Below are 26,187 nucleotides of genomic sequence, written 5' to 3' on the forward strand. Positions count from 1 at the left end.
AATGGCTAGAGGGGGAGTTCCCGATTTACATACTGGTGGCGAGGGTAAAAAAGTAATAATTATTGCTACCCGCTGGCATGAGCAGGTTATGGAGGGGCTGATAGCAGGAGCCAAACGCGCCTGTAAGGACGCGAAGACAGACTATGAAGTGGTGCGGGTTCCAGGCTCTTTTGAGCTTCCCTTAGCGGCTAAAACCTATGCTGAAAGCGGGAAAGCGGATGCCCTGGTTTGTCTGGGAGTAGTCATTCGCGGAGGAACCCCTCATTTCGATTATGTGTGTGACGCGGCAACCTATGGGCTAACTAAAGTGTCAGTTGAATCCCAGATTCCTTTAGGGTTTGGGCTGCTCACCTGCGATAACCTAGAACAAGCCCTAGATAGGGCGGGTCTGGAATCCTCTAGCGAAGATAAAGGTTACGAGGCAGTGCAAGCAGCTTTATCGATGGTGCAGGTGCTGACTGAGGCTCAAAGCTGAGGGTAGTTACCTTTAGCTGTACGCGAATCTGCGATTTGAGGTTAATAACTAGCTGGCAATCAGGGTAGAGTTAGCAGTCGAGGCGGTAGAGTGCTTAGTTTTAAGGATATTGAGCACCTATCGTTTATTTGAGGACAGCGAGGAGATATGAGCCAGGCAAGCATCCGGCGCGACGACGTTTTGCGAGCTATCGTCACCGATTATGTAGAAACCGGTGAACCCGTAGGCTCTAAAGCGTTGGTGGATCGGCATGATTTGCGAGTTTCTCCCGCAACCGTACGTAACGATATGTCGGTTTTAGAGGAAAAAGGCTACCTTTATCAACCGCATACTTCAGCCGGTAGAATCCCCACGGAAAAAGGATACCGGGCGTTCGTTAATCAAATCTCTAAACTTCGTCCTATTACCGCTGCTCAACGCCGCGCGATTGAGGCTTTTGTTCTCGGAGCAGCCGATTTCGATGACATAGTTGAGCGTACCGTGCGCGCCTTAGCCCAGCTAACTAGGCAGTTGGCGATTGTGCAATACCCCCACTATGAACGCAGCGGATTACGACACCTTGAACTAATTCCAGTCGCAGAATTCAAGCTGTTAGTAATTGTGATTACCAACAGCGCTCGGGTGCAACAAACAACCATTGACACTCGTTACGAGGTCGATAGTGCTGCCAGCCGCAGCCTCGCCCTCTTGCTGAATTCTACCTTACAGGGAATGGAAGATAGTCAAATAGCCCAGTTAGAGCCGGTTTTAATGGCAGGAGCCTCCCCGGAACAGCTAGAGCTTATTTCCCAAATATTACCGATTATTCGCGAGGCTCTCACCGGGGAACAAACCGAACGGATTGTAATGGCGGGAGCGGGAAATTTGGTGCGCTCTAGCCCCGAATTCTCTCGCTCTATCGGTCCGATTCTAGATGCTTTGGAAGAACAGGTTACTTTGCTGCGGCTATTCTCAGAAATCGATCAACAAGATTCACCAGTAACGGTAACCATTGGCTCAGAATCGGGAGAGCATTCCCTGTCTGAAACCTCTATTGTGGCAGGGGCTTACGGAGATAAAGAAAGCGGGGTCGCCCATGTGGGGATAGTTGGCCCGCAAAGAATGGACTATCCGCAGGCAATGAGTATCGTGCGTGCGGTTTCGCGCTATTTATCGCGGATGATGACCAGGTAGATTAGGAAAGAGGAATAAATATCGGTGGCTGATTACTACGAGATTTTAGGGGTATCCCGGGACGCTACAGAGGCAGAAATTCGGCGCGCCTATCGCCGCAAAGCCCGCAAATTGCATCCCGATGTTGCCGGGCCACAGTCAGAAGAGGCTTTCAAAGAGGTATCGATGGCGCACGAAGTCCTCTCTGATCCGGAAAAACGCCGCCGCTACGATATGGGAGGCGATTCCGGGTTTGCCAGCTCCGGTATGGGTGACTTTTCCATGTTCTCCGATATTTTCGAGAGCTTTTTCGGAGGGGAAACCAGCGCGGGGCCAACCCCCAGGGGCAGACGCGGTGAAGATTTACGTCAGCGCCTAGAAATCTCCTTAGAAGAAACCGTTTTCGGGGTAAAGAAGCAGATAAGAGTGCGCACCGCCGTTACCTGTCCCACCTGTGAGGGAAGCTGTTGCGCGCCGGGAACTTCCCCGCGTACCTGTCAGGTTTGTAATGGTCGCGGCTCGGTAACCCGCTCTACCCGCACTTTCCTGGGACAGATGCAATCTACAGTTCCCTGTAGCGCCTGCGCCGCTCACGGTACTACTATCCCAGACCCTTGTCCCGAGTGCTCCGGGGAGGGTAGGGTGCGAACCACAGTCACCATGCAGGTAGAAATCCCGGCGGGAGTGCAAACTGGGCATAAAGTGCAGTTGCGTGGCAAAGGCGCAGTAGGGCCGGGAGGCGGTCCTAGTGGGGATTTATATTTAGAAATCCAAGTGAGTTCTCATCGGGTATTTTCCCGGCAGGGAGATAACCTGGAAACCACCCTGCGGGTGCCGATGACGGCCGCCATTTTGGGTACTAAAGTCGATTTAGAAACCTTTGACGGGACTCAGGAAATAACTATTTCTGCTGGTACGCAACCGGGAGAACAAATTCGCTTACCCGGTCTGGGAGTAGGACGTTTGCAACGGCAAGGACGCGGAGACCTGATTGTAAACATTATGGTGCAAGTACCGACCAATCTTGACAACGCCCAACGCGACCTAATCGAACAGCTAGCGCAACTACGCCGGGAAGATAGGGTGGAGCCCGAACCGCTTGCAGATAGCGGTGTTTTCTCTCGCCTGCGGGAACGATTTGCAGGTAAGCCATGATTCTTCCAGTCTTTCTTGGCGATAGTTCCTGCCCGCCCTTAAACGAACTTGAGCTAGGCGCGGTTGGCTCTCTAAATGGGGCAGAAGCCCGACATGCAATCGGTTCGCAACGTCTGGACGTAGGGGACATCCTCGACCTAGTTGATGGCAAAGGGTTGCGTCTGCGCTGTAAAATTACTGCTAGTGGCAAAGACTGTTTTGACTTTCAGGTTCAGCAAAGGCTGCACCTTCCCCTCCCACAAACCCAATTCGGGCTGATCCAGGCGCTTTCCAAAGGAGGACGTGACGAGCAGGCAGTAGAATCGGCAGTCGAACTGGGGGTCAGTATCGTGCGTCCCTGGGCAGCTAAACGTTCAATAGTGCAGTGGAAAGGTGCGAAACTTCAACGGGGGGAAAAGAAATGGGAAGCGTTGCTTAAAGCTGCTGCTAAACAATCACGCCGCGCAAATTGGCCGCACTTAGAGCCACTAACTGATTCGGCTAGCTTGACTGAAATAATCGCTGCTGGTGGCAGGGAACAGCGATTTATACTCCTTGACCCCGATGCTTCTCTGCCTCTGGCTAAAGCCTGGGAACAGGTAAGAGAGGCGAAAATGATACACCTGATAGTAGGCCCGGAGGGCGGGGTGAGCCCGGAGGAAACCGCCCAATTTATAGCGGCCGGTGCAATCACAGCTAGGCTGGGTCCAACTGTTTTACGTTCCTCTAGCGCTGGACCTGCCGCAATAGCAGCTTTAGGACTTACTAGCGGGCTGTGGAATCGGGAGGAATCGCTCTAAATGGTTGCTAACCAAGCCCAGGTACTTTTGCCCGAAGATCTCGATCCGGTTTTAGTGTTCGGACCGGGCGACCAAGTGCTGCGGGCAATGCAAGATAACCTGCCAGGGGTGCGGATAACTACTCGCGGAGGAATCGTAACCTTCCTGGGTAATCCAGGCGAGGCGCGGATGGGGGCGGATTTACTTAGCGAGCTTATTACAGCGGCTAGTCACGGCAATCCGCTATCTGCTTCGGCAGTTACGCAAGCCTTGAAGTTGATGTCATCGCAGGAAGCCTTACCGGTATTGCACACCAAGCGCAAGCAGATAAGAGCAAAAACTTCCGGTCAAGAAACCTATTTAGACGCAATTTCTAATAATCGGATTGTATTCGGAATAGGACCTGCTGGCACTGGTAAAACCTATCTGGCAATGGCTAAAGCGGTAGAAGCCCTAGAATCCGGAGCGGTTTCCAGAATCGTTCTGACCCGTCCGGCAGTGGAAGCTGGTGAATCTCTCGGTTTTCTTCCAGGAAATCTGACCGAGAAAATTGACCCCTATCTGCGTCCTCTTTATGATGCTCTACGAGAAATGCTGGAACCTGCCGAACTTGCCCAGCTGCTAGAATCCGGAACCATTGAGGTCGCTCCGCTCGCCTATATGCGCGGGCGCACGATTTCCCATGCATTTATTGTGCTAGATGAAGCCCAAAATACCACCCCGCAACAAATGAAAATGTTCCTCACCCGGCTGGGGGAGGGCTCAACTATGGTAGTGACCGGGGATATTACCCAAATTGACCTGCCTAGGGGAAAACTGTCGGGACTCAAAGACGCTAAAAGCGTCCTCACCGGAATTAAAGATATAGATTTTTGTTATTTGACCAGCGAAGACGTGGTGCGCGATAAGCTGGTGGGGATGATTATTGATGCTTATGAGCGCGCTTTTGCCAGCCGAGACCTAAGGGAGGAACAGCGGTGAGTGTGGAAGTCTTAAACGAAACCGACTATCAAATCGATGGAGTTGAGTTCCAAGAATTAGCTGACTATGTTCTTAGCACTATGCATGTGTCACCCGAGGCAGAAATGTCGCTGATTTTCGTGGAACCAGACGTAATAGCCGCCTTGCATGAGCGGTGGTTAGATTTAGAAGGCCCGACCGATGTGATGAGTTTTCCTCTAGACGAACTGCGTCCCGGAAGCGTAGATTCTCCCACCGAGGCAGGTATCTTAGGGGATATTGTGATTTGCCCCGAGGTTGCTCAGGCGCAAGCCGCCAATGCGGGACACTCTTCCACCGAGGAAATGCTGCTGCTTACAGTGCACGGTATGTTGCATCTACTTGGCTATGACCACGCCGAAAAAGAAGAAGAAAAGGAAATGTTTGCTTTGCAGCGCAAATTATTACTGACTTTCTTAGCAGAGCGGAGCTAGATTTGTTATCTCAAATACCAGCGGCGGCTCTACTGGCTTTAGCTATTATTTTGGTGGCAGTAGATGCCGCTTGGGCAGCGGCATTGGGAGCTTTTCAAACCCTTTCTCATGCGCGGGCTCAAGACCTGGTAGAAGAGGGACATCGTCGCGCTCCGCTAGTGCGCTCCCTGCTAGACCAAAAGGAAAACACCTTGGCTATTTGCCAATCCTGGCGTTTGTTTGTGCAGATATTAGCGGCTACCTGCATGAGTATCGCAATGTTGGGGTTAGGGTTTCCCTGGTGGGCCTCCCTGTTGATGACAGTGCTGGTATTGGGGGTGTTGCTGCTTATTTTTGCTACTTTTGCGGGAATGCGTGTGGGGCAGTATCGCCCCGAAGCTACCGCTTTATGGCTGAGTAAAATGGTGAGTTTCGGGCGAATAATATCGGTTCTGTCCCGCCCGGTAGGATGGATAGTGCAAAGGATAGCGCCACTTTCCCCAGTTGAGGAAGCTGCTTCCCGCGCGGAAATCGCGGAAGATTTCCGGGAAATGGTCGATGAAATGGGGCAGGAAGAGAATCTAGCTTTCGAGGACGAAGATCGCCAGATTGTGCGCTCGGCTCTGGAACTGGGGACTACTCTGGTTCGGGAAATTATCGTTCCGCGTACCGATATGGTGGCGGTAGAAACCACAACTTTAGCTAGAGAGGCTTTCGAGGTTTTTATCCAATCCGGGTTTTCTAGAATTCCGGTTTTGGGAGATGACGCCGATGATGTCCGGGGAATGCTTTATCTAAAAGATTTGATTTCCCGCTGTTTTTCCCGCCCCGAACTGATGGATCATCCGGTTCCAGAAATGATGCGAGCAGCTTTTTTTGTCCCCGAAGTGATGCTTGCCGATGATTTGATGCGTCAAATGCAGGCAGACGCACCCCATATTGCGGTAGTGGTTGATGAATGGGGTGGCACGGTCGGTCTGGTAACCATCGAAGATATTTTAGAAGAACTGGTAGGAGAAGTAACCGATGAGCATGACCGTGCCGAAGAAGAACCTCAACAAATTGCAGCAGATACTTGGGTAGTGCCTGCACGTTTGGGGTTAGATGACTTAGCGGAGTTGGTGAATCTAGAAGTAGATGATGATGAAGTGGACACCGTGGGTGGGCTACTGGCCAAGGCTTTGGGGAAAGTACCACTGGTAGGGTCGAAAGCGAAAGTAGCTGGAATGGAACTAAGGGTAAAAAGCGTTTCCGGTAGGCGTCGCCAAATGGATACCCTATTGGTAAAACGTCTAGAAACAGAAATGGATTAGCAATGAGCGTATCGCAGTCCTCCTGGTCACTTTCTCACCGTGCAGGTTTCGTTTCCATAGTGGGACGCCCTAACGTAGGAAAGTCTACTTTAACTAATGCCTTGGTTGGGCAGAAAGTCGCGATTACCTCCTCCCGTCCCGAAACTACCCGACATAATGTGCGCGGTGTGGTTCAAGGTGAGGATTATCAGATTGTGTTGGTCGATACTCCCGGTCTGCACCGCCCCCGCACGCTGCTGGGTAAACGGCTAAACGATATGGTGCGGGAAGCCTTAGTAGACGTGGATGCGGTGGTGTTTTGTGTACCTGCCGATCAAAAGATTGGCCCGGGTGATCGCTATATTGCTGCCGAACTTAAAGAGCTGAATATCCCGGTGGTTTTAGCAGTTACCAAAGCCGATTTGGTTTCTAAAGAGCGAATGGTGGCAGCGCTAGTGGCAGCTGAAGAGCTGGGGGAGTGGAACGATATTGTTCCATTGAGTGCTTTAACCGGAGAAGTAAACGTTCTTGCTGATCAGATTGCGAAATATCTGCCATCTTCACCCCCTCTTTATCCCCGTGACCAGGTTAGTGACGAATCGGTAGAAAAAACGATTGCCGAGTTTGTGCGGGAAGCCGCATTGGAGGGGGTGCGTGAAGAACTACCGCACTCGATAGCGGTGCAGGTAGAGGAGATTCTTTATCAGGGTGAGGATACTGGGCCGCAACTGGGATACGGCAGTCACCGCCTCCCTAAAGAACAGGTGCCTACTAGCAAGGAAGGTAGGGGCGCTGGCGAGGCTGAGAGTGGCCCCTCGTCCTCCTATGACGGGGAGGATAATGCCGGAACTTCTCAAGAGGAAGTTAAGCCCTTAGATGTGCACGTGAATGTGTATGTGGAACGCGATTCCCAAAAAGGAATTTTGATAGGTAAAGGCGGCAGCCATATTCGCCGAGTTCGGATTAAAGCTAAACGGCAGATTCAAAAGTTACTGGGCCGGCCAGTGCAGCTCCACCTGCATGTCCGGGTAGCGAAGAACTGGCAATCTGACACGAAAATGTTAGGGCGTTTAGGTTTTTAGTTTTCGCTAGCTCCACTGTTTTAGGATTGAGGGCGCATTTGGTTACGGCACTAGGGGCAATGTTTCATTTTTAGCTTTCTTGTAAACGTTTCCTCAAAGGTGAGTTTTCTTGCTAGGATTTTTAACGTTAAGTTTTTGCGCGAGGAGGCGTTTTCTAATGGCAACCATCCGTGACGTGGCAAAAGCCGCTGGGGTTTCGATTGCTACCGTATCGCGCGCCCTCAACGGCAGTACCCATCTGAGCGTACAGACCCAACGTAAAGTCCTAGCCGCAGCCGAAGAGCTAGGGTATCAAAAAGATCGCTTAGCGGCAGCTATGCGTACTGGTCGTAGCGGAACGATTGGGCTGGTAGTTGGGGATATAATGAACCCGTTTTATGCGATGCTGGCTCACTGTGTGGAACGAGCCGTCCATTCCCATGCCACTTCGCTGCTGCTGTCTAACGCCCATGAAGATGAAAAAAGCTATGAAAACGGGATTAGGGCGTTGGCAAAACAAGGGGTGGATGGACTGTTAGTAGTACCCCCATCACGGATAGCTCCCGGGTGGATACATCCCGAGGCTCCCGATGGTTTACCCATGGTGGCTTTAGACCGTGAAGCACCGGGAGCAGCGATACCCTCGATAGTGATTGATTCTGCCAATGCTATGCAAGACATGGCTGAGCATTTGTGCTCCTTAGGTTATAGCCGTCCTGCCTATCTGGCAGGTCCAGAGTTTTGTATCGCGGGTAAAAGACGAGCTGAAAAACTGCAAGAAAAATTAGCCAGCAGCGGGTTTAGCCATTTAGAGATTGAGTATTGTCTGCACGAGGCAGTGTCGGCAGCTAGTGCCGCTCGCTGTATTCTGTCGCTATACCGTCCAGATATTATTATCTGCGCTTCTAACCAGATAGCTCTAGGGGTGTTGATGATTGCGAAAAGTTTGGGAATACAGTTGGGAGCAGATTTGGGACTGGTAGCCATCGATGATGTTCCCTGGTTTTCGGTAATATCTCCGGCGATTACCGTGATTGACCAGCCGGTCGATAAACTCGCTAACCTGGGGGTGACGGTGCTGATGAAGCAGATTTTTGGTGCGTCCTATACCCCTAAACCAGGAGATTGCCTGATAGCTGGAGAGGCCGCGTTTATCCCTCGGGAATCAACTAAGGAACCGCAACCCTCAGCTCAATATGCGGGACGTTGGTTACCGTAGAATAGGCAATTTGCTTAAAGTAGAGCCATGCGCACATTCATTCTGCTACTAGATTGCCGCGACGAAGTCCAGTAATACTGGTCGAGGCTCGTCGCGGGTTTATTTGCCGTTTCGGCCAGCCATCTAACTGAGCAGAAAGAAATCTTCCCATGCGAACTACTGGTAAAGCTCCTCGGCAGCAGCCTTCTGGAATGCCGTTTCAAAAATATGCTCACTTTTGGGATACTTCCCTGAAACTGTCAGATCGCACCTGGCCAGATAGAAATGTTACCCAGGCTCCCCGTTGGCTATCTACGGATTTGCGGGACGGTAATCAGGCGTTGATTGAGCCGATGGATTCGAGGCGTAAACGCAAATTGTTTGATTTGTTAGTGCAGATTGGGTTGAAAGAAATTGAGATTGGGTTTCCGGCGGCCTCACAGGTAGATTTTGATTTCGTGCGCTCGCTGGTGGAAGAGGACGCGATTCCCGAGGACGTGTGCGTTTCCGTGCTTACCCAGGCGCGCGAAGATTTAATCGGACGTACCATAGAGTCCCTAGTGGGAGTGCCGCGCGCCAATGTTCATATCTATAACGCCACCTCACCGACTTTTCGGGAAGTAGTATTCCATAACGATAAGGCGGCTACCGTGGAACTGGCAGTAAGCGGGGTGCGTGAGGTAATCGCGCAAGCTGAAAAGCAATTAGATGATTCCACGGTTTTCGGGCTGCAATATTCTCCAGAAATCTTCGTGGATACCGAAGCTGAGTTTGCCCTGGAAATCTGTGAAGCGGTCATGGATATTTGGCAGCCTGATGAGGATCGCGAAATTATTTTGAACCTGCCGGCAACTGTGGAGCGTTACACCCCGGACTCTTATGCGGATCAAATCGAATGGATGAGCCGGAACCTGAGTCGCCGTGAACACGTCTGTTTGTCGGTACATAACCATAATGACCGGGGAACGGGGATTGCTGCGGCAGAACTATCTATGAAAGCCGGTGCTGACCGGGTAGAAGGCTGCCTATTGGGGCAGGGGGAGCGCACTGGCAACGTAGATTTGATTACCTTGGCAATGAATCTTTATTCCCAAGGAATCGACCCCATGTTGGATTTGTCCAACCTGGATCGGGTGCGTGAAACCGTAGAGTATTGCACCCGGATGGAAACTAATCCCCGCCAGCCCTATACTGGCGATCTGGTTTACACTTCCTTCTCTGGCTCTCACCAGGATGCCATTAAGAAGGGCTTTGATAAGCGTGCCCGGGAAGTTGCGGCTGGTGGCGGTAATCAGAACCAGGTAATTTGGGCGGTTCCGTACCTGGCGATTGATCCCGGTGATGTAGGACGCGACTACCAGGCTGTGGTGCGGGTGAACTCCCAGTCTGGCAAGGGCGGTATCGCGTTCCTGATGAAACGTGACTACTCTTTGGATTTGCCGCGCCGCTTGCAGATAGAGTTCTATCGCCATGTCCAGGACTATACGGAAAAGTTCGGGGGCGAGGTCGATTCACAGCATTTGTGGAAGATTTTCGCTGACGAGTATTTGCCCGGAGAGGAATATCGCCTGGAGCCTTGGGGGCGTTTTAAGCTGCGTGATTCTCGCGCAGATAACAATCATGAAACTGGGGAAGTGTCCTTGCGGGCGCGGGTTAGCGATAATGGTACTTTGCGCACTTTAGAGGCGGTTGCGCCCGGTCCTATTGAGGCGTTTATTAGTGCTTTCCAAGAGCTGGGTTTGGATATCAAGGTGCTCGATTATGTAGAGCACGCGATGGAAACCGGTGAGAGTTCGCGGGCAGCGGCCTATGTGGAGGCCGAGATTGCCGGTCAGGTGCTTTGGGGGGTAGGTATCGATCCCTCGATTACCCGTGCTACCTACAAGGCAGTCATCAGCGCCCTCAACCGCGCGGAACGTTAGGGCGTCTGCAAAACCTGCGTTAGAACATCTGCAAATGGTGCGTTAGGGTGTCTGCAAACAGTGCGCTAGCACCCTGGGAGTAACCTAGGAGCGGTAGGGGGATTACTGCTACTCCGTCTTAGCATGGGCGGATAATATGTAGAACCAATTCTTTCTAAAGTTGTCTCCGTTAAAGGTAATCCCCTAAAGCGTTCTTTAAAGCCGGCAGGTGGTTTTCAACTACGTCCCTGATTATCTGGATATCAACTCCGAAATATTCGTGAACTAGAATATTGCGAAATCCTCTGATTTGCGTCCAGGGAATATCTGGATTTGAGTCGGTGACCTTACAAGACAAACGGCTGGTGGCTTCCCCTATTATTTGTAGGTTCCGTTCTATAGCATCCTCTACCATCTCAGTAAACTCGGCAGAGCTATCAGGGGTTAGTTGTTTCAGATAGCATTCACATTTGTTAATTGCTCGTAAAATGTCTTGGCAGCGTGATTTATTGTCTCGAATCATAGCGGTACTGCCTCATCGAGTGCTTGCTGATTAACCTCTGATTTTACTAGTTGAACAGGGAAAATATCTATATTTTTCCCTAAAAGCTCCCGGGTTTCCGCCAATAGCCCGCTCGCCCGCATCAACAGGTTTCCGTCCTCGGGGCTCATCTCGATCAAGATGTCGATGTCGCTTTTAGCGTTGGCATCGCCACGGGCTACCGAGCCAAAAAGCAGCGGATTAGAGGCTCCGTATTTTTCCAGTAAAGACCGAAACTCGTTGATATTTGCGGCTAATAGGGCGCGCAACTGCATCGTTTCCGGAGTTAAGCTACCTGGGGTATCAACGAACACAAAATCATGCTATCAGTTGCCAATCAGAGTTTCACTGCTAGTAGCTACGTATTCGAGGTGAGGGAGTAGGTATCGATCCTTCGATTACTCGCGCTACGTATAAGGCGGTTATTAGCGCCCTCAACCGCGCGGAACGCTAGGATGTCTGCAAAACCTGCGCTAGAACGTCTGCAAAAAGTGCGCTAGGGCGTCTGCAAAAAGTGCGCTAGAGCTTTTGAACTGCTATAATAAGCATGTGGATACCGAAGCAATAGTGGGTAGACCCTATCTACCCCGAATGATTGATAGCGCCTTGCAAGAAATCCTGCACGGGGTAGGCGCCGTTATAATCGAGGGTCCTCGTGGGTGCGGAAAAACTATGAGCGCCCTAAATGCGGCTAACTCTTATATCTTTTTAGATACTCCCCACGCAAAAGAAATCTTTGATTTTCAACCTGAATTACTTCTTCGTGGTGATACCCCCCGACTGTTAGATGAATGGCAGGTTATCCCCGAAAGCTGGAATCTAGTTCGCCGCGAGGTAGACGGCAGGGCGGAGCGCGGACGTTTCATTTTGACCGGATCCGCCCTCCCAGCTGATGACATTACCAGACATACTGGGGCGGGACGCTTCTTGCGTCTTACCCAGCAAACCATGACTACCTGTGAAAAAGACCAAGTTCTGGGCAAGGGTAGCTCAATGCCATCTATATCCCTACGCAACTTATTTGCGGGGGAATTCCCTGACCTTTTCCCTGGTCAAGATGACCCCACCTCGGCAATCAATCTGCTATGCCGCCCGGGATTCCCCGATATGCTCTATGATGACTTTTCGCTTTCTTCCCGCCGTATCAGTGCATATATTGATGAGGTAACCCGCCTAGATTTGTCTCGCCTCGCCGAGATTCGGCATTCTCCGCAAGTGATCAAGGCAGTCCTACAGTCGGTAGCGCGCAGCGTGATTAGTGAGTTAACGATAGACACGATTCGCCGCGACATCATGCGACTAGCAGCAGAAATCCAAAATAGAACCATTTCTAACTATCTGGAACTACTAGGGAGGATTTTTGTAGTTCAAGAGATTCCTGCCTGGTTGCCGCAGCTACGTACGAGAGCAAGGCTGCGTACGGCCAGTAAATATCATCTAGCTGATCCAGCTATGGCGGTTAATCTTCTGGGAACTACGCCTACTCAGCTAGCCTATGACCCGAAAACTCTCGGCTTGATATTAGAAAGCGCCGTTCTCCATGATCTACATACCCTGATTAGCTTTTTAGGAGGTAGGCTCTATCACTACCGCGATAGCTCCGGTCGGGAAATCGATGGAATTGTTACTCTTCCTGATGGGCGCTGGGCAGGTATCGAAGTCAAACTAGGAACCGCCAAAATCTCTCAAGCAGGGCAAAAACTGCAAGAAATCGTGAATACGCTCGATTTAGAGGTGATGAAGAAACCTTCGTTCCTGGCAGTAGTTACTCTGGCTGGACCGATAGCTAAGCTCACGAAGCTGGAAAATGACGTTCCTACCTTTACATTTCCAATTCAAGCTTTGGGCGTTTAAAACTTGCTGAAGTGCATTTATAATGCTCTAGCAATCGTTTTGCAGGGGTTCTAGCAATCGTTTTGCAGGATTTGGGTGGCTGCGGATATTCGCATTTGCGGAGGAGAGCGCTAGTAGTCACCCCAAGCCCCTGTGAACTATATGAGCTGACCTAGCAACTAGATATGAGATAATGAGCGGGTGCTGCGAACCTATACCGACCAGGCGATAGTCCTGAGAACCACCAAACTAGGGGAAGCAGACATAATCTTGACCTTGCTCACCCTCGAGCATGGGCAGGTACGAGCGGTAGCCAAAGGACTGCGCCGCACCTCCTCAAAATTTGGGGCGCGCCTGAGCCCCTTCAACCGGGTAAAACTGCAGCTACACTCCGGGCGTAATCTGGACACGGTTACTCAGGCTACTTCGCTCAGCCTCAATGCCCCGGCAATCGCCTGCGACTATGAACGGTACCTCTCGGGGCAAGTAATGCTAGAAACCGCCGAGAAGCTTTCCGAGGGCGAGGCTTCGCGCAGTCAATACCGGCTGCTAGCTGGCGCAATACCCGCTTTAGCAAACCGGGCGCACCGCCCCGGCATGGTGCTATCCTCCTACCTATTGCGTACCCTAACCATTGCCGGATGGGCGCCGGCTTTAGACCAATGCGCGCTCTGTGGGGCTGATGGCCCCTTTAAAGTTTTTTCCGCACCTGCCGGTGGGGTAGTTTGCGAAAACTGTCAGTTAAGCGGAGGCACCCGCATCTCTAAACCAGTAACCGACCTGCTCGCCGTACTGCTGGCGGGACAGTGGCCGCAGGTATACCAGGCGGATCCGCTAACTCAGGGGATAGCAGAAGAAGTGGTCACCGCCTATACCGAATGGGTGTTAGAGCGAAAGCTAAAATCCCTGTCCGTTATGGCACGCAAGGCATAATAAGAATATGAGCGATAAAGACTTCGTAGCCACCGTTCCCCCCGGGCAAGGTAGCCCTATGCCCCCATTATCGTCAGTTCCCTCCCACGTGGCGCTAATCATGGACGGCAACGGCCGCTGGGCTAACCAGCAGGGATTGCCGCGCACGGCAGGGCACCAGGCCGGGGAATTGTCGCTCATGGACACCCTGGCCGGGGCAGTAGAGGCCGGGGTAAAATTGGTGAGTGTCTATGCTTTTTCCACTGAAAACTGGAAACGTTCCCCGGCGGAAGTGCGTTTCCTGATGGGGTATTCGCGGGATGTGATTCGCCGCCGCTCCCATGAACTAAACGACTGGAACGTGCGCATAGTTTGGTCGGGGCGGCGCGGTCGGCTATGGAAATCGGTTATCAAGGAGCTAGAAGCGGCCGCCGAACTGACCCAAAATAACACCGGCATGGTGTTCAATATGTGTATTAACTATGGAGGGCGCGCGGAACTGGTTGATGCGGCTCGCGCGGTTGCCCGGCGGGTGGCGTCTGGGGAAATCAGCGAAAACCATATCCGCGAGGACACCTTGGCACGAGAAATGTACTTAGGGGGAATGCCGGATGTGGATTTGCTGATTCGCACCTCCGGGGAACAACGCCTTTCTAACTTTTTACTGTGGCAATGTGCCTATGCGGAGCTTAGTTTCGTTCCCGAGATGTGGCCAGAGTTTAAACGCGAACATCTCTGGCGGGAACTAGCCGCATTTGGAGGACGCAATCGGCGTTTTGGGGGTGCGAAAGACCAACCTTGCTCGGCTTAAGTTTGCCTGCGTCCTCGTAAAAATAGGGGCGTTAAACCCCGGTAAATCCTAAACCGGTTCGCAGTTCGGGTCTGAGAACGTAGAAAATACAGTCTATCCCTAATCCCAGAGGGGATGGGCAAACAGACCGCTGCCCAGTTTCGGTTCAAACCAAGTGGATTTAGGGGGCATGATTTTCCCCGCGTCAGCCACCTCCATTACTTGGTTAATCTGGGTAGGGTACATGTAGAACGCGCAGGCAGCACCCTTATCTACCGCTGCTTTAAGCTCGCTGTCCCCACGAATCCCGCCTACGAACTCGATACGTTCACTGGTGCGCGGATTGGTAATTCCCAGCAGGGGAGCAAGTACCTGTTCCTGCAGCAAAGACACATCTAAAGAATCAGGCAGCTCTTTACCGGCTAAAACCTGGGGACGGAAGCGGCAGGCATACCATTTGCCGCCGAGATACATACTGAAAGCACCAGCATTTTCCGGGGCAGCAAACTCGCCTAGTTCACTTAGCGCTACTACCTGCGATAAGTCTTTCAAAAACTGTTCGGGGGTGGTATCTCCCCAATCAAGCACCAGCCGGTTATAGGGCAGACATCGCAGGTCGTGGTCGGGAACCGCGACCGCTAGGAATTCATTCCAGGGGGCATCTGCGCGCCGGGGGCGAGAAAGTCCCACTTTGGCCGCGGAAGCCGAGCGGTGATGTCCATCGGCAATATAAAAATAGTCCAATGATTCAAAGATGCCGCTAGCTAAAGAAGTGTCTTCCGGCGAGAGCGGCCATAGCTCATGGACAGTGCCCTCCAAAGTTTCTCCTTTGAGCAGTGGCTGGTCTTGAGTTACCCGCGCGGTGAGGGCGTCTATTTCTTCACGGGCGCGATAGGTGAGAAATACCGGTTCAGTATGGGCATTCACCCGGTCAAAATGTTTAATCCGGTCGGCTTCCTTAATCGCTAAAGTCTTCTCGTGCCGTTTAATAGTGCCGTCTTGATAATCGCCAACCTGGGCACATCCTACGATTCCTACCTGGGCTCTTCCTCGCCAAGTCTCCCGGTAAAGATATAGGCAAGGGCGGTCTTCGCGAACCAGCACGCCCCGGTCAATAAAACCTGTCAGATTAGCGGCTGCCTGCTCATGCACTTGGTCAGCGTGTTGATCCACACTGAGGGGCAAATCAATTTCCGCGCGCGTGATATGTAGATAAGAGTTCGGGTCTTTGCCCTGCGCGCTAGCTTCCTCACGGTTCATAACGTCATAGGGCAGTGCCACTACTCGCGGAGCAGCCTCACTAGTGGGACGCAGCGCACGGAAAGGACGCAACTTCGGCATCATAATCTCCTTAAAGCTATTATCTCTATCTTCACCCTAGCGGCTCTGCTGGAACTCCTAACGGAAACGCCGCCTATTAGAATCTTGCATTATTTCACAATAGTTTTCTCCTAAGACGCAACTGACTATTATACTTAAGCGCGATGACAAGCAACGATAAAATGCCTCGCACCTATCATGTGCGTACCCTGGGCTGCCAGATGAATGAGCATGACTCCGAACGGATGGCAGGGCTGCTAGAAGCTGACGGCTTGATACCGGTGGAATTGGTGCCCAAAGCAGCCGCGCGCGCCACCAATGCCGGGGACGGCGGCGCTGATGTGGTAGTAATCAACACCTGCTCGGTGCGGGAAGCTGCAGCTAACCGCCTCTTCGGGAACCTGGGGCAACTGGCCAGCGTGAAGCGGGAACGCCCCGGAATGCAAATCGCAGTGGGAGGTTGCTTAGCGCAGCAGATGCGCGAAAAAATCATTGAAAAAGCCCCCTATGTGGACGCGGTGTTCGGCACCCACAATATAGATGTGCTCCCCGCATTACTTAGGCGGGCACGGCACAATCACCGCGCTGAAGTAGAAATCGCAGAGTCGCTGCAAGTTTTCCCGTCCACTTTGCCCACCAGGCGAGAATCCTCCTATTCCGCTTGGGTGTCAATCGCGGTCGGCTGCAATAATACCTGTACGTTTTGTATTGTGCCCTCCCTGCGGGGACGGGAACGTGATCGCCGACCTGGGGAGGTGCTCGCGGAAGTAGAAGCCGTGGTTTCTCAAGGCGCGATTGAAGTGACTTTGCTCGGGCAGAACGTCAATTCTTATGGCGCGGGATTTGGGGATCGCGGAGCGTTCGCCAAGCTGCTGCGTGCCTGCGGAAATATCGAGGATTTAGAGCGGGTACGCTTCACCTCCCCTCATCCGGCAGCTTTTAGTGACGACGTGATTTGGGCAATGGCGGAAACTGAAAACGTAATGCCCACCTTGCATATGCCACTCCAATCGGGCTCTGATACTATTTTGCGCGCGATGCGCCGCTCCTACCGGCAAAAACGTTTCCTGGGGATACTGGATAAAGTTCGGGACGCTATGCCCGAGGCCGCGATTTCCACCGATATTATCGTAGGCTTCCCCGGAGAAACCGAGGAAGATTTCCAGCAGACTCTAGAGGTAGTAGCGCAGGCTCGTTTTGCCTCTGCTTTTACCTTCCTGTATTCGCCGCGTCCTGGCACTCCGGCGGCTGACCGAGAAGATCAAGTACCTCACCAGGTGAAACTGGAACGTTACAACCGGTTGATTGCGCTGCAAGACCAGATTTGTTTGGAAGAAAACCAGAAACTTGTAGGCAGCCAAGTTGAGGTATTAGTTTCCGAGGGCGAGGGGCGAAAAGATCAAGAAACTCACCGGGTATCTGGTCGCGCCCGAGATGGACGCCTAGTCCACGTAGCATTACCTTCCGGACAAAAAATGCCGCGACCAGGAGATATGGTGACGGCTACTGTCACTCATGGCGCTCCCCATAACTTACTTGCAGATTCTGCCTTGGAGGGAGGATTATTCTCGGTGCGCCCCACCAGAGCCGGGGATGCTTGGCAGGCGCGTCAGAGTAAACAGGAAGAATACTCCCAGCAGGTTTCACTGGGACTTCCCACCATTCGTCCTCGCGGATAGGTAGCCTAATGGATTCCTCCAAGCTTCCTCTCCTAGCGGTAGTCGGGCTAACTGCCAGCGGTAAATCTGGTTTTTCCCTGCAATTAGCTGCGGCGTTGGGGGAGAAAGGAATCACTTGCGAGATTATTTCGGCTGATGCCTTCCAGCTATATCGCGGTATGGATATCGGAACCGCGAAGATTCCGGTAGATGAACGCCGGGGAATCCCACATCACTTGTTAGATGTTTTACAGCTAGACGAAAAAGCGTCAGTAGCAGACTATCAGCGCAGTTGTCGCCAAATTATTGAGCGAATTCGCGCACGCAAAGCGCTACCGATACTGGTAGGGGGGAGCGGACTATATGTACGCGCTGTCCTTGACAAAATTGAGTTTCCCGGAACTGATAGCGCTATTAGAGCTCAGCTGGAAGCGCAGACCGCGCAACTGGGGATAGAGAAAATGCATCAACGCCTCGCAGAAGTTGATCCGCAGTCCGCAGCCAGAATCGTGCCGGCTAATGAACGCCGGGTCATTCGCGCCCTGGAGGTCTATGAGCTAACCGGCAGGAAATTCTCTGCCACTATGCCACGGCGGGAATACTTCCAACCTGCTTTGCAATTGGGAATCTCCTGGCCACTTCCCGTACTTGATGAGCGCATAGCCCAACGCACCACCCAAATGCTGGCGCAAGGATTTATCGCGGAAGTCGCGGAGCTAGAAAAACAGGGGCTGGCAGATACTCCCACTGCTTGCCGCGCCACCGGCTACCAGGCGGTTATGGATTTGCTAGCCGGAAAAATCACTCGCGACGAGGCTGCAGAGCAAATAGCGCTGCAAACTCGGCAATTAGCACGCAAACAGCGTAAATGGTTCCGCAAAGACCCGCGAATCCATTGGTTAGACGGCGAAGCCGGCACATCCGCCAACGTCAAACAAGCCCTAACTCTACTCGGAATCAACGAAGAGCAATAAACTGCCTAGAATTCCGGTTTGACTAGGTTAATGCAGGTAAGAGCGCGGAAAACTTTTTTCCTCCTGCCCAAAATCCGTATTTGCCCGCGGCAAATACAAATTTTGGACATAAAGCCCGAAAAATAATTCTGATTTATAACCGGGTATCCGAAAGCTAAAAATGTGATGGTAAGCGTGTCTAGCCTGCTCGGATAAAAACTTTTCCGCGCTCCTTGAAACCGTTTCAGGAAGTCGCAGTACATCAGTTGTATTGCTTTTCTTGTGGCGGTAGAACGGTGTGTCTAACGCGGGGGCGAGAGGAAAAACCTCGCCCCGCACCGACAATTTCCAGGCATATGTGCAGGCAGCAAGAACTATATAAGCAACGTTTTCACCCTCCACAGACAAAAACACCCTCCCAATATCGCCAAACCACCCCCAAAGCGACCACATTTCCCATCTCGGGAGGGTGAAACTGTATCGGGAGGGCGATAATGTCTCGAAATTGGGTGCGACCGGTAAAAGATATGAGAGGGACAGACTACTTAGGGAGAACGGGGAGCGGTTTTATGTCGAGGGGAAGGCTTCGGGTGTTAAACCCGTGAAGATGCCAGAGTATTTTTACGGATTTCGGGGCGCGAGGAAAATCTTGCCCCGCATCGACATTTTTCAGGCATATGTGCAGGCAAGTAGAACCACCTAAGTAACGTTTTCACCCTCCACAGACAAAACCCCGCCAACATGCAGAATGAATTAGTTGTATTGCTTTTCTCGCAACGAAGAAACAGCCTAGTGGCTGAGCGCGGAAAACTTTTTTCCTCCTGCCCAAAATCGTGCGCGGGGGCGAGGTTTTTCCTCCCGCCCAAGAATTCGAAAAACGTGGCGACGTTTTCCGAATTCTTATGCCCACCGCGCCCACTCGGATAAAACCTCGCCCCCTCGTTTAAGGATCTTGAATCGCGACAGGCCGGGAAATTGGAGTTTTCGAGGAACAGACAGTGGTAAGTAGCTGCGAGCCTTGCATGCGGGGGATAGTTTTATCCGAGCAGGCTTCACCCACTTGACATCATATTATTGGCTTTCGGATACGCGGTTAATTATCAGAATTGTTTATTGGTAGGCGGAATAACTATTACCCGCACGTTTGGCTCATTTGTAACGTCGGAGGCATAGGCGTGTTTTTTGCTTTGGGGAGGTAGAAGACAAATTGTGCAAGGAAGAGTTTGCGAGCAAAAGGGTCGCGGCCGGTAAAAGATGCGAGAGGGACAGGTATGCTGTCACTATCTTTTTTAGTCGGAAACACGCTTTTTAGCCTCCTGGTATAACTTCCTATTCTCGCTGAAGCGAGAAAATCGGGGTCCCCGGAGCGCTTTTACCGAGCCAGACCCGAGAACAGACCAGAAAGCAGGCTTGGCTAATCCTCAATCACGATGGCGTGGGCGGTTTCCCGGTCAATGCGCCCAAAGTTATAGAACGCGGCGCAGGCTCCCTCGGGGGAAACCATACAGGTACCGATGGGTTTTTCGGGCGAACAGGCAGTGCCGAACACTTTACATTCCCAAGGTTTAATCCGCCCAGTGAGCACCGATCCGCATTCGCAAGCGGGGGGATCGGGAACCCGCACCCCCGGCACGTTGTACAGTCGCTCCGCGTCCCAGGCGGCGAATTCCTCAGAAATCCCCATCCCGGAATAGGGCATCCAGCCGAGACCGCGCCACTCGAAAGTGTCGCGGGTGGAAAATACCCGGTCAAGAAGTTTTAGGGCAGCCAAGTTACCTTCGGGACGTACTACTCGCGAATACTGGTTTTCTACTCGCGATTCACCGCGTTCGACTGCTCCCGATAGGTATTGGTCGATTAGCATGGCTACCGACTGTAGAATATCGAGCGGCTCAAAACCGGTTACTACCACCGGTTTGTTGTATTCTGTGGGCAAGAATTTGAAGGCGTCCGAGCCCACGACGGTGGCTACGTGACCGGGGCCGATAAAACCATCAATCCGGGTTTCATCTGCGCCTACGATTGCCCTCAGCGGTGGCTCAATTTTAACGTGGTTAGAGAACACGGAAAAGTTCTTTACCTGCTGTTTCTTGGCTGCTAGCAGGGTAACGGCAGTCGAGGGCGCGGTAGTTTCAAACCCGATGGCAAAGAAAATAACCTTTTTATCCGGGTTTTCTTTCGCAATCTTTAAAGCATCTAGGGGAGAGTAAACGAAACGGATATCGCGCCCGCGCGCCCTCGCCTGGAGCAGGGATTCTTGCGAGCCCGGTACCCGCATCATGTCCCCGAAAGTCGTCAATATGACGTCCGGTTGGTTAGCCAGCCAGAGGGCGTCATCGACCCTTCCCATGGGGATTACGCACACCGGGCAGCCCGGGCCGTGAATGAACTGTACGTTTTCGGGCAATAAATGCTCAAGGCCGTGCCGGTAAATAGTGTGGGTGTGTCCGCCACAAATCTCCATAAATGCTAATGGGCGCTCAAAATGACAAGCCTCCGCATTGATACGTTTTACCAGTTTGCGCGCAAACTCGGGGTCACGGAATTCGTCTACATATTTCATTGGTTCACTCTTCTTTTTCCACGTGCAGGCTTAATTAGGGGCTAATCGGCGGAGGTGGTCTTGAACTGTTCTAGTTCGTCCTCGAACTGTCCTAACTTTTTTATCTGCTCCAATGTGGTGGCCGCCTCATCGGCATCAATCTGAGACATTGCAAATCCCACGTGTACCAGCACCCAGTCTCCAACTTTTAAACCTTCGTCTGCCAGTAAATCGGTGGAAATCATGCGTTCGACTCCCGATAGTGAAACTTTGGCGCGGCCACTCTCGGTTTCGTCGAATGCTACGATTTCGGCTGGTACTCCCAAACACATATGAATCTCCTTCAGCAAGCTTCTTTTCCAGATTACTGTCATTTAGTTGAGCTATCAAAAGATGAAAATGACACCTCGTTGTGCAATTATCGATATATGGATCCGAAAAACCGGCTTAATCAAGATGAAGCAAAAGTAAACTCCAATATTGCCCGGGTACGCAGTCGCGGCATGAAACTCAAAGATGAATACGTGACGCTATCGCATGGGGCGGGCGGGAAAGCGTCGGCTGCCCTGGTGGAACAGGTTTTTGTGTCCGGCTATGGTAACCGGGTTTTAGAGGAACTGACCGATGCAGGGGTGCTTCCTTTAACGGAAATTCTCGGCGTTTTTGCCGAGGACGAGGACGCGCTAGCAGATTTTTCCGGGTATAAGTTGGCAATGTCCACTGATTCTTATGTGGTTAATCCGATTGTCTTCCCCGGCGGCTCTATTGGAGAGCTCGCGGTTAATGGTACCGTCAACGACCTGGCGGTATCTGGTGCCATCCCCAAAGTAATTAGTGCCGGTTTCATTTTGGAAGAGGGATTGCCGATTGCGGATTTGCGCCGGGAAGTACAGGCGATGCGAGATGCCGCCGAGAAGGCTGGGGTAAGAATCGTTACCGGCGATACCAAAGTGGTTCCCAAAGGTAGCGGCGACAAATTATTTATTAACACTGCCGGAATCGGGATTGTACCGCCTTCGCGCCAACTAGGAGCAGACCAGGTGCAGCGCGGTGACCGGATTATCGTTTCGGGAGCGATTGCCGATCACGGGATGTCGGTGATGATGGCACGCGGGGACCTGGCGATTGAAGCCCCGATTAAATCCGATACTCGCGCGGTTAATTGCCTGGTTGAAGGCTTATTGGGGGCAGTACCGCAGACCCGCTGGATGCGGGACGCTACGCGTGGCGGACTAGGCACAGTGCTCAATGAGCTGGCGGTAGCTGCCGGCTTGGGGATAGCTATCGAGGACGAATCTATTCCGGTACACGATATGACCCGCGGTGCCTGCGATATGTTGGGTATCGACCCTATCTATGTGGCGAACGAAGGCATGTTCTGTGCGGTAGTTCCCGCTGATCAGGTAGATACCGCGCTGGAGACGCTGCGGGCGCTTCCGGGCGGAGAAGAAGCCGCTAATATCGGACGGGTAGTTTCCAAACCGGAGTCATCGGTGGTGATGGTGACGGCTTTCGGGGGGACTCGGATGATTGATATGTTGGTGGGCGATCCGCTGCCGCGAATCTGCTAATAATCTAGGCGAGTACGTTAAAGGCCGGATGGTACCTAGTGATATTAGCCCTCGCTTGCCCCTAAAACCGTTGCCCACGCCTGTCCTAGGCTCAGCCCCCCATCATTTGGGGGCACGGTGCGGTGGGTTAATACCTTGAAGCCTTCCTTGCGGAGCAGGTGGGTAAACTGGGTGCTAAACAGGCGGTTCAAAGCCACCCCGCCAGTTAGTCCCACCGTAGATATCTGGCTTTCTTCAGCTAGTTCCTGGGTTTTATTAGCCAGTAATCCTGCCAAGCCCACATGAAAAAACCAGGCGCGTTCCCCGATTTCTCGTTCGCCCTCACCTAAAATTTCAAACAGGTCTCGAAAAGATTTGAACGTTTTAGGACGGGGAAGCGGGTTAGTATGCGCCCAGTTAGTGGCAGCGGACTCTAGCTGCATGGCGGCTTGCGCCTCATAGCTAACGGATGTGCAGATTCCAAGGATAGCGGCTGCGGCATCAAATAATCTGCCACAACTGGTGGTGGATACTACTCCAAAACCGCTGTTTAACTGACTTTTAACCAGCTCAAGTTCGCCGGTATTACCCTGCCTATCGCCAATTTCTTCACTGATTACTTCTGCTATCCAATCCAGATTCCAGTCGTGAGCAATCCCTAAAGCAACTCGCCAGGGATAACGCACTGCCCGGTCGCCTCCTACCAAGCTAAATGAGGGCAGGTGAGCGCGGCGTTGCCAGGTCTCTCCCGCAATCTCCAGGATTTCTCCTCCCCAGATAGTGCCGTCAGCGCCATAACCAGTACCGTCCACTGCTACTACCAGGGCTCGGGATTGGCAATCTCGCTCCGCCAACAGGGAATAAGCGTGGGCTACGTGATGTTGTACCTGCACTAATTCGATATTTTTAGCGGCGGAAAACCTTGATGCCCAAGCGGTGGTCAAGTAGGCGGGATGTAGGTCGCAAACGATTCGTTCAGGTCGAGCATGCTGGAAATTTAGCATTTGAGTGACCGCCCTATCGAAGGCTTCTTGACTGGCAAGCGTACCCATATCCCCGATATGTCCCGAAATATGTGCCAAATCTTTGCTGGCCAGGCAAAACGTGTTTTTTAATTCTCCTCCCACCGCTAAAGTCGGAACTTCAGCTTTTCTAGGTAGCGGTACTGGTAGTGGTGCATATCCTCGGGACCGCCGCGAGGGGATAGTAGTCTTCGAGTTCCCCAAGAAAACCGAGTCTTCCATCGGCAGGTGAATATCACGGTCATGGAATACAAAAGCATCCGCAATTTTTGCTAAACGCGAGGCGGCGTCCTCGTTGGTAAAACACAAGGGTTCTCCTGCCAGATTCCCTGAGGTCGCAACCAATGCCATCTCAGCGCATTCAGCGGTTAAAAGTTCCAAATGTAGGGGAGCATACGGCAGCATCACCCCAATATCGTTAAGACCGGGAGCAATGCTGGCTGCCAGGTGGTAGTCAGAACTTACCGGGGCAATCACAATCGGTCGAGATGGGCTGGTCAGTGCTTCAACTTGGGCTTGATTAAGTTGAGCAAGATTGCGTGCCACTTCAATATCGCCCACCATGACTGCGAAAGGTTTATCTCCACGATTTTTTCGTTTACGCAGCCGGGCTACCGTCTCTTCATTGCGGGCATCACACATCAGATGGAAGCCGCCGATACCTTTAACTGCCAAGATTTCCCCGGCACTTAACCGCTGACGAGCCTGAGATAAAGCCGCATCAATCAGCGGGGCACGCTTTCCGACTGGAGGACGCAAATCTGGTTTTTTTGCTTCGCTCACCCACAACACTGGCCCGCAGTCAAAGCAGCTTATAGGTTGCGCATGGTAGCGGCGGTTTGTCGGGTCTGTGTATTCGGCGTGACAAGCCCGGCACATCGGGAATTTAACCATAGTGGTGGTGTCCCGATCATAGGGTAAGTTCATCATAATAGTGGCGCGCGGGCCGCAATTTGTGCAGGTAGTAAAGGGGTAGTGGTAGCGCCGATTATTGGGATTTGCCATATCGGTTTGGCAATCGAGACAGGTGGCAGTATCGGGAGGAATCAGGGTACGTACACCGGGGCGGCGACGCGATTTAACTATTTGAAAACTGTGTTCACCTTCGATGTCGGGCATTTCTTGGGCGGCGCATTTTAGAACCTGAGCCAATGGGGGGAGGGTAGCGAGCAGCTTGGAGATGAAATCTTCAATGTCTTGGGGACTGCCTTGTACCTCTATAAACACCGATTCGTCATCATTTCCCACAAAACCGGTGATGGGAAAATCGCTAGCAACTCTCGCTACGTGAGGACGAAACCCTACTCCCTGTACTACTCCGCGTAGTCGATAGGCGCGTCGCATATTTGCCTCCCCCATCTAAAATATCTATCGTCCTAAGCCTAGCGGTAAGCTCAAAGTTAGATGTCGGGCGAGCCTAGGCGCGTCCTCGCCAATAAGAAAACCTAGGGGGTCGTTATGCATGAAGTTGCACTGTCACGCCAACTTGCGCGGATAGTGTCGCGAAATGCAGCTGGACGTGAGGTGCTAGAGGTCGAATTAGAGGTAGGGCATCTGCGTCAGGTAGTTCCCGAAGCTCTCTATTTCGCCTGGGGAGCGGTTCGTAAGACTACTTTGCGCGGGCCGGCCCGGCTTAATATCACCGAAATACCGGCGGTGGTGTCTTGCCGTGAATGTAAAGCTAGCACCGAATTGCGGGAAGTGTTGGATTTTCGCTGCCAAGAATGCTCCTCGCGGGATCTGCAGATAATTAGCGGGGAAGAGTTTAGAGTGGTGTCTATTGAGGTTTCGCCAGAAAGGAAACAATAATGGGACGTTTTCATCGCCATGATGATGGTACAGTTCATGCGCATGATCATGGGGAGCATTCTCATCACCATGACCATGGGGAATATGTGGTCGATCCGGAACTAATCGGGGATCATTCCGGCTATGAAACAGGTCGGGAACGTATAGAGATTTTGGAAGATATCTACGCGGAAAATGATCATTTGGCAGATCATAATCGCCAGTCATTCCGGGAAAATAACGTAAAAGTGGTGAACCTGATGAGTTCGCCTGGTTCGGGGAAAACCACCCTGTTAGAGCAAACTTTGTCTAAGCTGCAAGGACAAATCAGGGTAGGAGTTATCGAGGGTGATATTGAAACCCCTATGGATTCTGAACGTCTGGCAGGATACGGGGCGCAAATTTCTTTACTTAACACCGGTCACGGTTTTGGAGGTGAATGTCACCTGGATGCCCCGATGGTGCATAAAGCCTTGTCAGCATTGGATTTGACCGCTCTTGATTTGGTGATTATTGAAAATGTTGGCAACCTGGTGTGCCCGGCAGAGTTCGATGTTGGCGAAACCGCTAAGGCGATGGTTTTTTCGATTACCGAGGGCGAGGATAAGCCCCTAAAGTATCCGGTGATGTTCCGCTCGGTTGAGGTGGTCGTTGTCAATAAAATGGATCTCGCGCCTTATCTAAACTTCGATATGCAAAAATTCCGGGGTTTCTTGGAGCAAGTCAATCCGGGAGTGAAGGTCATTGAAGTGTCGGCCTTAAATGGTGAAGGCGTGGATGAGTGGATTGACTGGCTGCAAAATCTATGAATACGTAATTGCTTCATTGCGTAAATAATAGGGTGCTTATACTCAATTTTAAGCCAATATTGAGG

25 protein-coding genes are annotated in these 26,187 nt (G+C 52.0%); 18 read left to right on the forward strand and 7 right to left on the reverse strand.

Translation table 11 applies throughout. The features are described from left to right. Position 1 precedes the first annotated feature (1 nt). The 10 genes from ribH (at position 2) to leuA (ending at position 10,425) form a co-directional block, all read left to right on the forward strand. Positions 2 to 475: a 6,7-dimethyl-8-ribityllumazine synthase gene (ribH, locus tag PG728_RS01085; protein WP_270625232.1), complete on the forward strand. Its 474-nt coding sequence runs from the start codon at positions 2 to 4 to the stop codon at positions 473 to 475. Positions 476 to 622: 147 nt separating this feature from the next. Then, a complete protein-coding gene (hrcA, locus tag PG728_RS01090) occupies positions 623 to 1,648 on the forward strand; it encodes a heat-inducible transcriptional repressor HrcA (RefSeq protein WP_270625234.1) in 1,026 nt (341 codons plus the stop codon). A gap of 24 nt (positions 1,649 to 1,672) precedes the next feature. Further along, complete coding sequence (gene dnaJ / locus PG728_RS01095) at positions 1,673 to 2,782, forward strand: molecular chaperone DnaJ (RefSeq protein ID WP_270625236.1); 1,110 nt, start codon at positions 1,673 to 1,675, stop codon at positions 2,780 to 2,782. After that, positions 2,779 to 3,561 (forward strand): 16S rRNA (uracil(1498)-N(3))-methyltransferase, encoded by a 783-nt coding sequence (locus PG728_RS01100; protein ID WP_270625237.1) that lies wholly within the window; start codon positions 2,779 to 2,781, stop codon positions 3,559 to 3,561. The genes dnaJ and PG728_RS01100 overlap by 4 nt, the downstream gene beginning before the upstream one ends. After that, positions 3,562 to 4,521 carry a PhoH family protein gene (locus tag PG728_RS01105; RefSeq protein WP_270625238.1) on the forward strand — a complete coding sequence of 320 codons (960 nt, stop codon included), beginning with the start codon at positions 3,562 to 3,564 and terminating at the stop codon, positions 4,519 to 4,521. It abuts the gene before it with no gap. Continuing rightward, positions 4,518 to 4,973, forward strand: a complete 456-nt coding sequence (gene ybeY, locus PG728_RS01110; RefSeq protein WP_270625240.1) for an rRNA maturation RNase YbeY — start codon at positions 4,518 to 4,520, stop codon at positions 4,971 to 4,973. Before PG728_RS01105 ends, ybeY begins: the two co-directional genes overlap by 4 nt. 2 nt (positions 4,974 to 4,975) lie before the next feature. Next, positions 4,976 to 6,265: a hemolysin family protein gene (locus PG728_RS01115; protein ID WP_270625241.1), complete on the forward strand. Its 1,290-nt coding sequence runs from the start codon at positions 4,976 to 4,978 to the stop codon at positions 6,263 to 6,265. Between the two features lie 2 nt (positions 6,266 to 6,267). Continuing rightward, positions 6,268 to 7,326, forward strand: coding sequence for a GTPase Era (era, locus tag PG728_RS01120; protein WP_270625243.1), 1,059 nt, complete (start codon positions 6,268 to 6,270; stop codon positions 7,324 to 7,326). A gap of 157 nt (positions 7,327 to 7,483) precedes the next feature. Then, entirely contained in the window at positions 7,484 to 8,524 is a 1,041-nt protein-coding gene (locus PG728_RS01125; RefSeq protein ID WP_270625245.1) for a LacI family DNA-binding transcriptional regulator, read from the forward strand. Positions 8,525 to 8,673: 149 nt separating this feature from the next. Further along, positions 8,674 to 10,425, forward strand: a complete 1,752-nt coding sequence (gene leuA / locus PG728_RS01130; RefSeq protein WP_270625248.1) for a 2-isopropylmalate synthase — start codon at positions 8,674 to 8,676, stop codon at positions 10,423 to 10,425. Positions 10,426 to 10,594: 169 nt separating this feature from the next. Here the strand turns inward: leuA and PG728_RS01135 are convergent, their stop codons facing one another. Together PG728_RS01135 and PG728_RS01140 are read right to left on the reverse strand one after the other, a co-directional pair. Next, positions 10,595 to 10,927, reverse strand: coding sequence for a HepT-like ribonuclease domain-containing protein (locus PG728_RS01135; protein ID WP_270625249.1), 333 nt, complete (start codon positions 10,925 to 10,927; stop codon positions 10,595 to 10,597). After that, complete coding sequence (locus PG728_RS01140) at positions 10,924 to 11,259, reverse strand: nucleotidyltransferase family protein (RefSeq protein ID WP_270625250.1); 336 nt, start codon at positions 11,257 to 11,259, stop codon at positions 10,924 to 10,926. The genes PG728_RS01135 and PG728_RS01140 overlap by 4 nt, the downstream gene beginning before the upstream one ends. Before the next feature lie 235 nt (positions 11,260 to 11,494). Between PG728_RS01140 and PG728_RS01150 the strand changes: the two genes are divergently transcribed. The 3 genes from PG728_RS01150 (at position 11,495) to uppS (ending at position 14,501) form a co-directional block, all read left to right on the forward strand. Next, entirely contained in the window at positions 11,495 to 12,799 is a 1,305-nt protein-coding gene (locus PG728_RS01150; protein ID WP_270625252.1) for an ATP-binding protein, read from the forward strand. A 180-nt stretch (positions 12,800 to 12,979) separates the two neighbouring features. Next, positions 12,980 to 13,711, forward strand: a complete 732-nt coding sequence (gene recO / locus PG728_RS01155) for a DNA repair protein RecO (RefSeq protein ID WP_333558158.1) — start codon at positions 12,980 to 12,982, stop codon at positions 13,709 to 13,711. Between the two features lie 7 nt (positions 13,712 to 13,718). After that, entirely contained in the window at positions 13,719 to 14,501 is a 783-nt protein-coding gene (gene uppS / locus PG728_RS01160; RefSeq protein ID WP_270625254.1) for a polyprenyl diphosphate synthase, read from the forward strand. Positions 14,502 to 14,600: 99 nt separating this feature from the next. On the opposite strand, the gene PG728_RS01165 is transcribed toward uppS, so the two are convergent. Then, a complete protein-coding gene (locus tag PG728_RS01165; RefSeq protein ID WP_270625255.1) occupies positions 14,601 to 15,824 on the reverse strand; it encodes a DUF1015 domain-containing protein in 1,224 nt (407 codons plus the stop codon). 140 nt (positions 15,825 to 15,964) lie between these two features. On the opposite strand from PG728_RS01165, the gene miaB reads away from it, so the two are divergent. Beyond that, positions 15,965 to 17,479 (forward strand): tRNA (N6-isopentenyl adenosine(37)-C2)-methylthiotransferase MiaB, encoded by a 1,515-nt coding sequence (gene miaB / locus PG728_RS01170; protein WP_270625256.1) that lies wholly within the window; start codon positions 15,965 to 15,967, stop codon positions 17,477 to 17,479. A gap of 8 nt (positions 17,480 to 17,487) precedes the next feature. After that, positions 17,488 to 18,432: a tRNA (adenosine(37)-N6)-dimethylallyltransferase MiaA gene (gene miaA / locus PG728_RS01175; RefSeq protein ID WP_270625257.1), complete on the forward strand. Its 945-nt coding sequence runs from the start codon at positions 17,488 to 17,490 to the stop codon at positions 18,430 to 18,432. A gap of 27 nt (positions 18,433 to 18,459) precedes the next feature. On the opposite strand, the gene PG728_RS01180 is transcribed toward miaA, so the two are convergent. The 3 genes from PG728_RS01180 to PG728_RS01190 all read right to left on the reverse strand — a co-directional run bounded on the left by PG728_RS01180 (position 18,460) and on the right by PG728_RS01190 (position 21,285). Continuing rightward, the gene (locus PG728_RS01180) at positions 18,460 to 18,813 is read right to left on the reverse strand and encodes a hypothetical protein (protein WP_270625258.1); all 354 of its coding nucleotides are present in this window, start codon (positions 18,811 to 18,813) and stop codon (positions 18,460 to 18,462) included. A gap of 1,012 nt (positions 18,814 to 19,825) precedes the next feature. Continuing rightward, a complete protein-coding gene (gene hypD, locus PG728_RS01185; protein WP_072509927.1) occupies positions 19,826 to 20,974 on the reverse strand; it encodes a hydrogenase formation protein HypD in 1,149 nt (382 codons plus the stop codon). 41 nt (positions 20,975 to 21,015) lie between these two features. Beyond that, positions 21,016 to 21,285, reverse strand: a complete 270-nt coding sequence (locus PG728_RS01190; RefSeq protein WP_072509926.1) for a HypC/HybG/HupF family hydrogenase formation chaperone — start codon at positions 21,283 to 21,285, stop codon at positions 21,016 to 21,018. Positions 21,286 to 21,381: 96 nt separating this feature from the next. Here PG728_RS01190 and hypE point away from each other — a divergent pair, with 96 nt between their 5' ends. Further along, on the forward strand, positions 21,382 to 22,524 hold the full coding sequence (gene hypE, locus PG728_RS01195) for a hydrogenase expression/formation protein HypE (protein WP_270625261.1): 1,143 nt from the start codon (positions 21,382 to 21,384) through the stop codon (positions 22,522 to 22,524). 44 nt (positions 22,525 to 22,568) lie between these two features. On the opposite strand, the gene hypF is transcribed toward hypE, so the two are convergent. Continuing rightward, entirely contained in the window at positions 22,569 to 24,869 is a 2,301-nt protein-coding gene (hypF, locus tag PG728_RS01200) for a carbamoyltransferase HypF (protein ID WP_270625263.1), read from the reverse strand. A gap of 114 nt (positions 24,870 to 24,983) precedes the next feature. Between hypF and PG728_RS01205 the strand changes: the two genes are divergently transcribed. After that, a complete protein-coding gene (locus PG728_RS01205) occupies positions 24,984 to 25,334 on the forward strand; it encodes a hydrogenase maturation nickel metallochaperone HypA (protein WP_270625265.1) in 351 nt (116 codons plus the stop codon). Next, complete coding sequence (gene hypB / locus PG728_RS01210; protein ID WP_072509924.1) at positions 25,334 to 26,122, forward strand: hydrogenase nickel incorporation protein HypB; 789 nt, start codon at positions 25,334 to 25,336, stop codon at positions 26,120 to 26,122. The genes PG728_RS01205 and hypB overlap by 1 nt, the downstream gene beginning before the upstream one ends. The last annotated feature ends 65 nt before the right edge of the window (positions 26,123 to 26,187 follow it).

Source organism: Varibaculum timonense, from assembly GCF_027694345.1.
Classification (GTDB): domain Bacteria; phylum Actinomycetota; class Actinomycetes; order Actinomycetales; family Actinomycetaceae; genus Varibaculum; species Varibaculum timonense_A.

Bases quoted from the DNA above. Each gene is read 5' to 3' on its own strand.
- ribH (WP_270625232.1), top strand. From the start codon at position 2: ATGGCTAGAGGGGGAGTTCCCGATTTACATACTGGTGGCGAGGGTAAA.
- hrcA (WP_270625234.1), top strand. From the start codon at position 623: ATGAGCCAGGCAAGCATCCGGCGCGACGACGTTTTGCGAGCTATCGTC.
- PG728_RS01100 (WP_270625237.1), top strand. From the start codon at position 2,779: ATGATTCTTCCAGTCTTTCTTGGCGATAGTTCCTGCCCGCCCTTAAAC.
- PG728_RS01105 (WP_270625238.1), top strand. From the start codon at position 3,562: ATGGTTGCTAACCAAGCCCAGGTACTTTTGCCCGAAGATCTCGATCCG.
- era (WP_270625243.1), top strand. From the start codon at position 6,268: ATGAGCGTATCGCAGTCCTCCTGGTCACTTTCTCACCGTGCAGGTTTC.
- PG728_RS01125 (WP_270625245.1), top strand. From the start codon at position 7,484: ATGGCAACCATCCGTGACGTGGCAAAAGCCGCTGGGGTTTCGATTGCT.
- leuA (WP_270625248.1), top strand. From the start codon at position 8,674: ATGCGAACTACTGGTAAAGCTCCTCGGCAGCAGCCTTCTGGAATGCCG.
- PG728_RS01135 (WP_270625249.1), bottom strand. From the start codon at position 10,927: ATGATTCGAGACAATAAATCACGCTGCCAAGACATTTTACGAGCAATT.
- uppS (WP_270625254.1), top strand. From the start codon at position 13,719: ATGAGCGATAAAGACTTCGTAGCCACCGTTCCCCCCGGGCAAGGTAGC.
- PG728_RS01165 (WP_270625255.1), bottom strand. From the start codon at position 15,824: ATGATGCCGAAGTTGCGTCCTTTCCGTGCGCTGCGTCCCACTAGTGAG.
- miaB (WP_270625256.1), top strand. From the start codon at position 15,965: ATGACAAGCAACGATAAAATGCCTCGCACCTATCATGTGCGTACCCTG.
- miaA (WP_270625257.1), top strand. From the start codon at position 17,488: ATGGATTCCTCCAAGCTTCCTCTCCTAGCGGTAGTCGGGCTAACTGCC.
- hypD (WP_072509927.1), bottom strand. From the start codon at position 20,974: ATGAAATATGTAGACGAATTCCGTGACCCCGAGTTTGCGCGCAAACTG.
- PG728_RS01190 (WP_072509926.1), bottom strand. From the start codon at position 21,285: ATGTGTTTGGGAGTACCAGCCGAAATCGTAGCATTCGACGAAACCGAG.
- hypE (WP_270625261.1), top strand. From the start codon at position 21,382: ATGGATCCGAAAAACCGGCTTAATCAAGATGAAGCAAAAGTAAACTCC.
- hypF (WP_270625263.1), bottom strand. From the start codon at position 24,869: ATGCGACGCGCCTATCGACTACGCGGAGTAGTACAGGGAGTAGGGTTT.
- PG728_RS01205 (WP_270625265.1), top strand. From the start codon at position 24,984: ATGCATGAAGTTGCACTGTCACGCCAACTTGCGCGGATAGTGTCGCGA.
- hypB (WP_072509924.1), top strand. From the start codon at position 25,334: ATGGGACGTTTTCATCGCCATGATGATGGTACAGTTCATGCGCATGAT.